This is a genomic window from Bathymodiolus azoricus thioautotrophic gill symbiont (assembly GCF_001298715.1).
In the GTDB taxonomy this organism is placed as follows: Bacteria; Pseudomonadota; Gammaproteobacteria; order PS1; family Pseudothioglobaceae; genus Thiodubiliella.
Genome location: NZ_CDSC02000061.1, coordinates 1 through 1,367, shown reverse-complemented (window position 1 = coordinate 1,367; position 1,367 = coordinate 1). Strand labels below are relative to the sequence as shown.

The following is a 1,367-nucleotide window of genomic DNA, read 5'->3' as shown; positions in this document are numbered from 1 at the left end:
CGCTGTGCTGATACTAGCAATATTGATTTAGCACGACGCTTTAGCGTTAGCACTAAAACCATTGCCAAATAGCGAGGGCGAGATTTTGTTAAAGATAAAACCTCAAGACCAAAGACAATGCACTATGCCTTAAGTGAGACTGAGCGTGAGCTGATTTAAGTGGTGCGAACACTCACTTGGTTGGCACTTGGTGATTTAACCGATAGTATTAATGCCTGTATGCCAAACGCTAATAGGGGTCCTGTGGAAGAACTCCTATAAGGCTATTTTTGTGTTTAAGATTGTTAGACCATTACAGTTTCATCTAAAAATTCCAAGTCGAGACTCCTGCATTAACCTAGTGTGATTTAGGGAATACAAAAAAATAGTGCATTTTTATCTAGCTATTTATCGAGTTTTGTTTTTGGTGGAAAATACGCTGTTTTATGAGTTTTATAAATTATATTGGGTTAATTAATGCAGGGGTCTCCGCTTGCATTAGATGATATCTCATCAAATTCCTCTTCTGGAGCGGGGGATCCAGTCCTTGCCCAAGCATCGGTGGTAATACTCGGTGAATCCATCGGTCCACCAGTTGCTTCACCATTTACCTCATCAATAGTAGCGTAAATATTTTCATCATTAGGGTTAATAGAAGTATTTTCATTGAAATGAGTCGTCCTACTTCCATCCGTTTCAGAATAAATATTGTTCTCAACTCTTTGTATTTGATTTTCTGGAAGCAGATGACGATCAAGCATTTCAACTGTATCTATATTGTAAGTGCGCGCAAAAGACGACCTTACTTTTACAAAAGCATGAGTATAAAACGGTAGACCGCCAATAGCCATTAAAGATAATACGGAAATAGGTATCACCCATTCAGCTACCGATGGTTTTGTGTCATCTTTTGGTACAAATGGTTTTGTGTCATCTTTTGATATAACGCACTTCAGCTCTAAATCGAATGGTTCTATAAATAAATTACCTTCTCCTGTAGAAACAGGGGGATTGCCACTAAACTCATATCCTGCTTTGCATTTACAGGTTCCAGTTTTAGTGTCATTTGAATATGAATAAATTGATGATGTGATTTTATATGTTAAATGTTTATTTTTAGCTTCACAATTAACGCCTAACACATTAAAACTACCAACAAATAGCAAACCTAAGGCACTCAATTTTATTATTTTCATTTTTTCCTGATTATAAATACGACGAATTCAACCCATAAGAAAACTCTTACATTAACCTAATATAATTCATAAAACCCATAAAATAGCACATTTTCCACCAAAAACAAAACTCGGTAAATAGCTAGATAAAAATGCGCTATTTTCTGTATTCCCTAAATCACACTGGGCTAATGTAGGAGTTTCATCATTATA

The 1,367-nt window shown here is 35.8% G+C and carries 1 protein-coding gene; it reads right to left on the bottom strand.

Features of this window, described 5'->3' with window-relative positions; genetic code table 11:
• Positions 1–449 precede the first annotated feature (449 nt).
• The gene (locus tag BAZSYMA_RS01155; RefSeq protein WP_090714721.1) at positions 450–1,175 is read right to left on the bottom strand and encodes a hypothetical protein; all 726 of its coding nucleotides are present in this window, start codon (positions 1,173–1,175) and stop codon (positions 450–452) included.
• Positions 1,176–1,367 lie beyond the last annotated feature (192 nt).

Excerpts from the sequence above, each read along its gene's own strand:
- BAZSYMA_RS01155 (WP_090714721.1), bottom strand. The coding sequence starts at position 1,175 with ATGAAAATAATAAAATTGAGTGCCTTAGGTTTGCTATTTGTTGGTAGT.